At 40.5% G+C, this 1,733-nt stretch carries 1 protein-coding gene; it reads right to left on the reverse strand.

What is annotated here, in order from left to right; translation table 11 throughout:
• The coding region (locus JC605_RS01125; protein ID WP_198854491.1) for an HYR domain-containing protein at window positions 1-1,733 on the reverse strand (1,733 nt) is incomplete at both ends.

Genomic DNA, 1,733 nt, shown 5'->3' on the forward strand with positions numbered 1-1,733 from the left:
CTGCAGTTGTCCGGATTCAGTTTCTCGCAGATTTCATATGTCAATTCATAAGTTCCTGCTGGAGGATTTGCTCCTAAAACAATGTTTCCGTCCGCATCAACAGTCAGATATCCTTTTGGATCTGCAGTCGTAGTTTTAAGCGTAACATCTGCCGGATCTAATGGCTGATTGTTTTTAGTGTCATTCTCAAAAACATTTTTCCCTAATGTCTGAGGAACGTCCGATCCTAAAACTGATGGAATCTCATCTGCATTTGCAACCAGATTCCCTGCCGTAACTGGAACAGTAATAGTTACCGAGTCGCAGTTTGCTGGAACTGCACCTACTTCACATATTATATATTCTATATTATAATTTCCTTTTGGTGTATTTGGAGCTACTGTAATAGTTCCATTTGTATTTAGCGTTAATCCAGACGGTAAAGTGCCAACAATATTTATTGTAACTTCTCCTGAATTAGTCCCAATTACTACTTTATTACCGTTTAGTGTATCGTTTTCTACTAGAGATATTGTTGTTCCGCCAATGTTTCCATTAATTGGAGTAATAGTATCCAGTATTGCGTCTATTATATTTACAACCTTAACCTCTGCAACCGCGGTTTTGCAGTTTGAAGGGTTCGCATCCTTCTCGCAGATCTCGTATGTGATGCTGTAGGTTCCGCTTGGCGTGTTTGCAGCCAGAGTAACGTCTCCGCTTGCATCAACGCTCAATGGACCGTTGCTGCCAATTGTAACAATAGTGTTTGTGGATGTAACAGATGCTCCATCTAAAGTGTCGTTCGTTTTAACATTGCCGATTACTGATACTGTCGATCCGGAAGTTTTTGTTCCGAAATCGTCTTTAACTGCAATCAAACCGTTTTCAACTTTAACTTCCGCAGCTGCAGTTTTGCAGTTTGAAGGGTTCGCATCCTTCTCGCAGATTTCGTATGTGATGCTGTAAGTTCCGCTTGGCGTGTTTGCAGCAAGGGTAACGTCTCCGTCTGCATCAACGCTCAATGGCCCGTCGCTGCCAACAGTCACAACTGTATTAGTGGACGTAACAGATGCCCCGTCTAAAGTGTCGTTCGTTTTAACATTGCCGATTACTGATGCTGTCGATCCGGAAGTTTTTGTTCCGAAATCGTCTTTAACTGCAACTAAGCCATTCACAATTTCAACTTTAACCGTAGCCGTATTGCAATTTCCGCTATTAGCAATTTCACAAATTGAATAATCAAAAGTATAAGTACCCGTTGGTGTATTCGGTTTTACTGAAACAGCACCATTTGCAGTATTGAAAATTAACACTGAAGGTACAGTACCATTTACTGTAACATCAATATCTCCTCTATTTACTTTATCACAATTTAAAACATCATTATCAAAAACATTGGTAATAACTACTCCTCCAGCTATTCCATTTGATGAAGAAACACTATCATCATTTGCTGTAATTTCACCAATTACTTGAACGATTTGCGTGCAAGTCTCTGTATTTCCTCCTGTATCTGTTGCTGTCCATGTCACCGTAGTGTTTCCGACTGGGAAACTTGAAGGTGCATCATTCGTCACTGTTACAGTTCCAGAGCAATTATCCGATACTGTCGGAGTACCTAAAACAATTCCAGTTGCAGTGCATGAATTCGCATCTGCTAAAACTGAAACTGCCAACGGGCAAGTAATTGATGGCTTTTGAGTGTCTTTAACAATTACTTTTTGAGTCGCGGTTTCTACGTTTCCATTTCCGTC

Origin of the sequence: Flavobacterium sp. IB48 (assembly GCF_016405855.1) — a bacterium.
Taxonomy (GTDB): domain Bacteria; phylum Bacteroidota; class Bacteroidia; order Flavobacteriales; family Flavobacteriaceae; genus Flavobacterium; species Flavobacterium ginsengisoli.